The organism is Clostridia bacterium, from assembly GCA_036562685.1.
Classification (GTDB): domain Bacteria; phylum Bacillota; class Clostridia; order Christensenellales; family DUVY01; genus DUVY01.
Genome location: DATCJR010000008.1, coordinates 1 through 7,298, shown reverse-complemented (window position 1 = coordinate 7,298; position 7,298 = coordinate 1). Strand labels below are relative to the sequence as shown.

Sequence of the window (7,298 nt, the reverse complement as noted above, 5' to 3'; positions counted from 1 at the left end):
TTAACTATTTATCTTTATAAATATTTAATCTTCAATATATATAATTCTTCGGCAGGACTCGCATTCTATAATTCCTTTTTCTTTGAGTTTTGCAATAGCCGCCATTGATTGTTCCATTCGGCAACCTCCGCAACGATTACCGTCAATAACATTTACAAAAGCAGGTAAAACCTTGTCTTTTCTCAAACTTTGATATTTTAAAAACAAGTCCTTATCTATATCCTTAGCAAGCTGCGCTAATTTCTTTTTGTACTCGTCAATTTGCGGTTGAACTTCACTCTTTAACGCATCAAATCTTTTTTTCGCCTCATTAAATGTATGTCTCATATTAGCGCCTTGTTTTCTTGCTTCTTCATTCTTTTTCAAAAGCTCATCAATGCTCTTGGGCATATTGTTTAGTTCTCTTTCAACTGCATTGAGATTATCCATAAGCTTTTTTATTTGAGCGCCGACTTTTTGCAAATTTTCATCGCTAAGTTCCATTTCCAGCACTTTTTCTAATTCGTCGATCTTTGAAGAAACGGTGCCTACATAGCTTTCAAGCTTTTTATAATTTTTATATAAAATTCCAGCATTGCTCTCCGTGGTTTTGGCTATATTCCCAAGATTAATAAATTTAGATTTTGCTTGCTCAGCAATTGCAAAATCCTTGCTTTGCTCAATGGTAAGCTCTAAACGTCTTAATTGCATATCCTGTTCTTGATAAGCCAAAATTTTAGCTAAATTCATATTAGTCCTCCTTGCCAAGTTCTTCTCTTAATTTCATTGTCTTTTCTAAATTAGCTTTTATTATCCCTCCTTGTTCTTCTGATGCAAGTTTTAGTGCTTGCTCCAAAATCTTAATTTTTTTATCCAAATATATCAAAAAGTCTTTAGTGGGATTTTTTAGATTATCTATTCCCCATTCTATTTGTTCTTGAGATAAATTTTGATAACCTTTGACAACTTCTATAATATCATAAAACTTCGCTTTATCCAACACAATAAAATCTCTAATTATTTTGAAGCCAAAGTCGTTGAGCTTTTTTCGTAAAACGGATGTATTACGCTGCGGCGATAAAATATAATGTTGAATAAAATCGGTGTCAGTCTGTAAAATCTTTATGATTTCATATCCGCCCATTCCTGCAATGATACCCAAATCAATCTTGCAGCTATGATCTTTTAAGGGGTGCAAACCATCACCCACCAATGTGACAATATTATTTCCTACCCCGCTTTCATCCGCCAAAATCCTTGTTTTATATAATGACGGAGCGCTTATATCAGTCGCATAAACTGTTTTGGCAAGTCCGTTTTTTATCAAATAAACAGACAACTTTCCATGATCGCTTCCTATATCGGCAACAGTTTCCTGATATTTAATTATGTCAGCAATTGATTGAAGTCGTTTGGGCAGCTTCATCCGTTTAGATCTTTAAGACGTTTTTGGCTCTTGGAAATATTGCGAAGTTTCCTTAATGCCTTGGCTTCTATTTGTCTTATTCTTTCTCTTGTTACATTAAACACCTTGCCAACTTCTTCAAGTGTTCTGGGGTGTCCATCATAGATACCATATCTCAATCTTAAAACCTGCTGTTCTCTTGCTGTCAAAGCCTCAAGTTCTTTTCTTACTCTGTCGCGTGCATCCAAAATTTCGGCCATTTCAGAAGGCGAAACTGCATTTTCATCAGGAACGAAATCGCCCAAATGGCTATCTTCTTCTTCACCAATAGGTGTTTCCAGAGAAACAGGATCCTGAGCTATCTTTTGGATTTCCCTAACCTTTTCTACCGAAATTCCCATTTCTTCTGCTATTTCTTCAGGAGTAGGTTCTCTTCCCAAAGATTGCAATAGCTGTCTTGTAACTCTTATGAGTTTATTAATGGTTTCCACCATATGTACGGGAATTCTTATGGTGCGTGCTTGATCGGCAATAGCTCTGGTTATTGCCTGTCTAATCCACCATGTTGCATATGTTGAAAATCTAAAGCCTTTTGTATGATCAAATTTTTCTACGGCTTTTAAGAGTCCCAGATTGCCTTCTTGAATCAAATCCAAAAATTGCATTCCACGGCCAACATATCTTTTTGCAATGCTGACAACTAATCTAAGGTTAGATTCGCTCAACTTGTTTTTTGCGTCTTCATCACCCTCTGCCATTAACTTAGCAAGACGAGTTTCTTCTTCAGCAGTAAGCAAAGGAACCTTGCCTATATCTTTAAGATACATTTTGACAGGGTCATCTACGCTTACATCACGCATTAATTTGTCAATATCTTCATCATCATTATCAATCTGAGTAATATTTTCTAGTATTTGGACGCCTTCGTCATTGATCAGTTTCAAGACTTCGTCCATCATTTCTGCACTAGCTTCAAATTCTGTTACAAATCTTGCGGCTATTTCATCATATGTCAAATAACCTTTGGTTTTGCCCAAAGATATCAGCCGCTCAACTTCTTGTTTTTGTTTTTCATTAAGGTTTACCTGCATTAAATATTTATACTCCTTTGGTTTTGATTTGGCTTATCTTTTCTATAAGTTTTTTCAACTCATCTAATATTTCTCGCTTTTTAGTTTCATCTGTCTCAACTTCATAATCCTTACTCAATTGCGTTCTGTCTTTTTCCAACACTTCTAATAGCAATTGAGAATAATAACCGTCATAATATTCTTTTTGAACTATGGGGTCGTGTGAATACTGTTCACCAAAATCCAAAATTTCGCCCAAATCATTATGAAGGCTTTCATCAAATTCAAGATATATTGTTTTTATATCTTTACCAGATTTTGCAAAGCTATATACTTTCTTATAAAAATCATTTAAAGGCAGTTTATCTAGCCTGAAATCTTTGTGAGCATAATCTTTATTATTTATGATTGCCCACAAAAGATATTTTATAGCTTTTAGCTGTAAATTATCCTTTTTTTCTTCAACCAAAATAGGTTTTACGCCTTCTACCGACATATTAAGCTGCGCTTTTAAAGATTCGAAGGTATAGCCCGTAATTTTTTGAATAATTTTGAGTGCTGCTTCTATGGAAACATAATCTTTTTGTTTTGAAGCTTCTGCTACAGCCCTAACAGCGTACTTGGATTTTCCATCTGCCGTATTAAGGTCAAAGTCTTTTTTCAAAACTTCAAGCTTATATTGCATTAAAGACAACGCTTTTTCCAAATATTTTTTTCTAAAGTTTTCTGCGCCTTCTTGTTTTATTACATCATCGGGATCAAGTCCTTCAGGCATAACTATGACTTTGACTTCAAGACCATTTTCTTCTAAAATATCAAGTCCACGTAAAGTCGCCTTTTGGCCTGCGCTGTCGCCATCATAGCAGATATAAACTAGCGGTGCATATCTTAATAATGTTTTTGCCTGCTCCGTAGTTAAGCTTGTCCCCATACTTGCTACCGCAGTATTAAAGCCTGCCATTTGCATCGCTATTACATCCATATAGCCTTCGCACAAGATTGTATAATCAATCTTGGCATTTTGTTTAGCCTTTTTTAGTTCGTTAATAGCATAAATAGTTTTTGACTTATCAAATACAAGTGTAGCGGAAGTATTTCGATATTTTGCAAAATCAGTATTAACTAAGCTTCTGCCGCCAAATCCTATTACTTCATTAAAATTATTAATTATAGGAATGATCAATCTTCCGCCAAAAACATCATAATATCTTTTGTCTTTGCTACCGCATAATCCAGCCATTACCAGATCATCAGGCGAATATCCTTGAGAAGTTAGATAGTTTACAAGCTGGTTAAAATCCGGACTGTATCCTAAAGCAAATCTCTTTATAGCTTCGTTACTAATACCTCTTTTTTGCAGATATTCGTATGCTTGTTTGCCTTCTTCACTTAATAGTTTTTTATGATAAAACACAGCTGCCATGCGGTTGAGTTTGATAATTTTATCTCGCTTTTCTTTTAGTCCTTTGGTTTCATTATCTAGTTTATATGAAGGAATTTCTAACTTGACTTCATCAGCAAGACGTTTTACTGCCTCTATAAAATCTATATTTTCAATCTTTTGAACAAACTTGATAACATCACCACTTTCTCCGCATCCAAAACAATGATAAAATTGCCTGTCCTCATCAACTGCAAATGACGGCGTTTTTTCATGATGAAAAGGACAACGAGCCCAATAGTTATGCCCTTTTCTAGTAAGAGGAACATATCGGGAAACAACAGTTACAATATTATGACTGTTTATAAGCTTGTCCAACCAGTCCTTATCAAGTCCTGCCAATTTAATCTCCAAATTATTACATATATGTTTTTATTATGCAATATGTTTCATTTATATATTTCGACAAGATTGTAAAAAACCCTTTTTTTATTTTTTTGTATAAAAATTCATTATTTATGTTAAAAAAATCATTAATTTTTTAACTTTTTTTAAAATAGGTATTGAAATACTTGAATAAATGTGATAAAATATTTATAAACAAAAGATTAAAAATCAACCGTTTTGCTTAAGAAATTACGGTTGAATGGGAGAAGATTGGGAGAAGATGATGAGTAATAAAATAGACAAGCTTCTTTCTGTTATAGGCTCTATTCTCCTATGTGTTGTTGCCGTTTGTACATTTTGTGTTTTTTGGTTTTAAATCATACTAAAGAAAAAAGTATGTTTTATACAAGATTTACGAAAGATGGGTTGATGTGATTTATGCGTTATACAGAGCGAAAAAACCTTCCAATATTTTGGAAGGTTTTTTCGTTAAATCAATATTGCCAGCCTTTCGGAACAAAGATATTATTAAATACAAATATTGAATAGCCGTCAGTCATACTAGCAATATAATCGCAAACTTTTTGAGCATCCGTTGCATTCAAATTAGCATATCCCTTAGGCAATTTATTTATATTTTCAATAAAATACTCATAAAGCATTTTAATCATCATTACAACTTTATGTTCTTCTTTTTTTGGTTCGCTATCATTATAAACCCTTTCAAACAAAAACTCTCTTAGCTTATCGCAAGCATATGTAAATTCATCATTCATTTTTACATAAGGCTTATCCATGCTGTTGTTTATTACGTTTAAAATCATATTATTAATCCTGTCATGAACGCTATGTCCCAAAATATCAGTTAATTCTTTAGGCAAATCTTCTTCTTTTAGAACATTGGCTCTAATGGCATCGTCTATATCATGGTTGATATAAGCTATTCTATCTGCAATTGATACTACCCTTCCTTCCAAAGTGCTTGGATTACCACTTTTTCTATGGTTCAAAATTCCGTCCCTAACTTCATAAGTCAAATTCATGCCTTCAAAGTTATTTTCCAAAACATCAACCACTCTAAGACTTTGAACATTATGTTCAAATTGCGTAAACGTCTGTAAAGCACGTTCACCAGCATGTCCAAAAGGCGTGTGTCCCAAATCATGCCCATAAGAAATCGCTTCCACAAGGTCTTCATTAAGTCTAAGAGCTCGCGCTATACTACGTGCGATTTGCATTACTTCCAAGGTATGCGTCAGTCTTGTGCGATAATGATCGCCTTCTGGCGATAAAAACACTTGTGTCTTATGCTTTAGTCGGCGAAAAGATTTGCAATGAATTATTCGATCTCTATCACGCATAAATTCTGTGCGATAAATAGACGGTTCTAGCGGCTTTTTTCTGCCTTTGGTGTTTATTGATTTAAAAGCATACGGCGATAAGTATTTTTCTTCAATTTCATATTGAATATTTTTATTCATATTTTATTACCTTGTTTTTTTATAATTATACAATATGATAGTAATATTGTAAATGACGTTATACTCTTGTACATCAAAAGTTAAACAATATTGTATTAAACAATAATATATGGTATAATATTATACACAAAAAAATCAATAAACTTAAGATAACGAGGTGTAACATGGACTTTTGCCCTATGTGTTATAGTGAAGCATCTATAAGCAATAGTTCTTTAAATAAGCACAAAAAAGTTAACTGTCCTGTATGCGGAGAATATTACTACTCACCACCTATTTTTGATGATCAAAAGCTGGTTATATGCGCTTACATTTACAACGCTATAAAAAATAATGACGTCATTCCTATTTTTTCAGACACAATAAACCAGTCCGAAATAAACGACGCTCGCATTGAAACAGTTACACCTGAAATATTATTAAATTACTTTCCAAAAAACTTACATGACCTTATCAATAAGATTCTGTTAAATATTGCTTTTTATATAAAAAATATCGGTTCAAAGATTACAAATATTTATCTCACCAATGCCAATGACCGTCAATATGCCAAAAAAACAGCTTTATTAAAGACATTATTTTGCGTATATGAAAACAATCTTGATCAGATCAACATTTTATTAAAACATCTTGAAAAAGATGGATATATCGAACCTATTGGTTTGGGAGTTTTTTCGCTTACGCTATCCTTTAAAGGCTGGCTTAGAGTAGAAGAATTACAAAGACAAAATGCTGCTGTAAATCAGGCATTTATAATTATTAGCAATAAAGAATTAATGAATGAAGCTAAAGAAAGCATTATAAAAGTTTTGTCTGATCTCAAAATTGCTGCTAAGCTTTGGGATGAAACCAAATACAAAAAGCCTGTTACTTCAGAAATATTTTATGAAATAAAAAGAAGCAAGCTGTGTATTATTGACCTTACATATCAAAAAAGCCCAGTATATTTTGAAGCCGGTTATGCCGAAGCTCTTAAAAAACCGATTATATACACGTGCAAAAAAGATTTTTACTTAAAAAAACAGTTTGATATCATTCACAATAATATGATTAATTGGCAAACACCCGAAGAGTTATATCAAGCATTGCATACCAGAATTTCTGCAGTAATAGGATTGTAATAATGACACCTGAACAAATAATTGAATTCTGTTTGAAATTCAAATATTCATATATTGATTATCCTTTTGGAAATACTCCTGCTTGCATTAAGTTAAAAGCCGAACGTTTTACTCCAATTTTTGCTCAAATATATCCTGATAAAATCACATTAAAATGCGACCCAGAACAAGGACTATTCTTTAGAAATATATATCCGGATACTGTGACAAGAGGTTATTATTGCCCGCCTGTACAACAACCGTATTGGAACACCATAAAACTAAACGGTAAAGTGTCAGAAAACGAAATTAAAATGATGATAGAACTTTCTTATAATGAAGTCGTCAAAAAATTGCCAAAATATATTCAAAGAAAATATTTTTAAAAAAAGCCACTCTTTATTAGAGTGGCTTTTAACTTATTAAACTGGATGTACTGCAGTCTTTTCGTTATAGATTTCTGTGTCTATTTTGTACTTTGCTGCCTGACGATTT

At 32.9% G+C, this 7,298-nt stretch carries 7 protein-coding genes; 2 read left to right on the top strand and 5 right to left on the bottom strand.

The window, feature by feature from the left end:
- Positions 1-24 precede the first annotated feature (24 nt).
- The 5 genes from VIL26_00325 to VIL26_00305 all read right to left on the bottom strand — a co-directional run bounded on the left by VIL26_00325 (position 25) and on the right by VIL26_00305 (position 5,703).
- A complete protein-coding gene (locus tag VIL26_00325; protein ID HEY8389392.1) occupies positions 25-729 on the bottom strand; it encodes a hypothetical protein in 705 nt (234 codons plus the stop codon).
- A 1-nt stretch (position 730) separates the two neighbouring features.
- Entirely contained in the window at positions 731-1,405 is a 675-nt protein-coding gene (locus VIL26_00320; GenBank protein ID HEY8389391.1) for a class I SAM-dependent methyltransferase, read from the bottom strand.
- The gene (rpoD, locus tag VIL26_00315; GenBank protein ID HEY8389390.1) at positions 1,402-2,475 is read right to left on the bottom strand and encodes an RNA polymerase sigma factor RpoD; all 1,074 of its coding nucleotides are present in this window, start codon (positions 2,473-2,475) and stop codon (positions 1,402-1,404) included. Before rpoD ends, VIL26_00320 begins: the two co-directional genes overlap by 4 nt.
- 7 nt (positions 2,476-2,482) lie before the next feature.
- Entirely contained in the window at positions 2,483-4,237 is a 1,755-nt protein-coding gene (gene dnaG / locus VIL26_00310; protein ID HEY8389389.1) for a DNA primase, read from the bottom strand.
- 479 nt (positions 4,238-4,716) lie between these two features.
- Positions 4,717-5,703, bottom strand: coding sequence for a deoxyguanosinetriphosphate triphosphohydrolase (locus tag VIL26_00305; GenBank protein HEY8389388.1), 987 nt, complete (start codon positions 5,701-5,703; stop codon positions 4,717-4,719).
- Between the two features lie 164 nt (positions 5,704-5,867).
- On the opposite strand from VIL26_00305, the gene VIL26_00300 reads away from it, so the two are divergent.
- Entirely contained in the window at positions 5,868-6,824 is a 957-nt protein-coding gene (locus VIL26_00300) for a hypothetical protein (protein HEY8389387.1), read from the top strand.
- A 2-nt stretch (positions 6,825-6,826) separates the two neighbouring features.
- Positions 6,827-7,189 (top strand): MmcQ/YjbR family DNA-binding protein, encoded by a 363-nt coding sequence (locus VIL26_00295; protein ID HEY8389386.1) that lies wholly within the window; start codon positions 6,827-6,829, stop codon positions 7,187-7,189.
- The last annotated feature ends 109 nt before the right edge of the window (positions 7,190-7,298 follow it).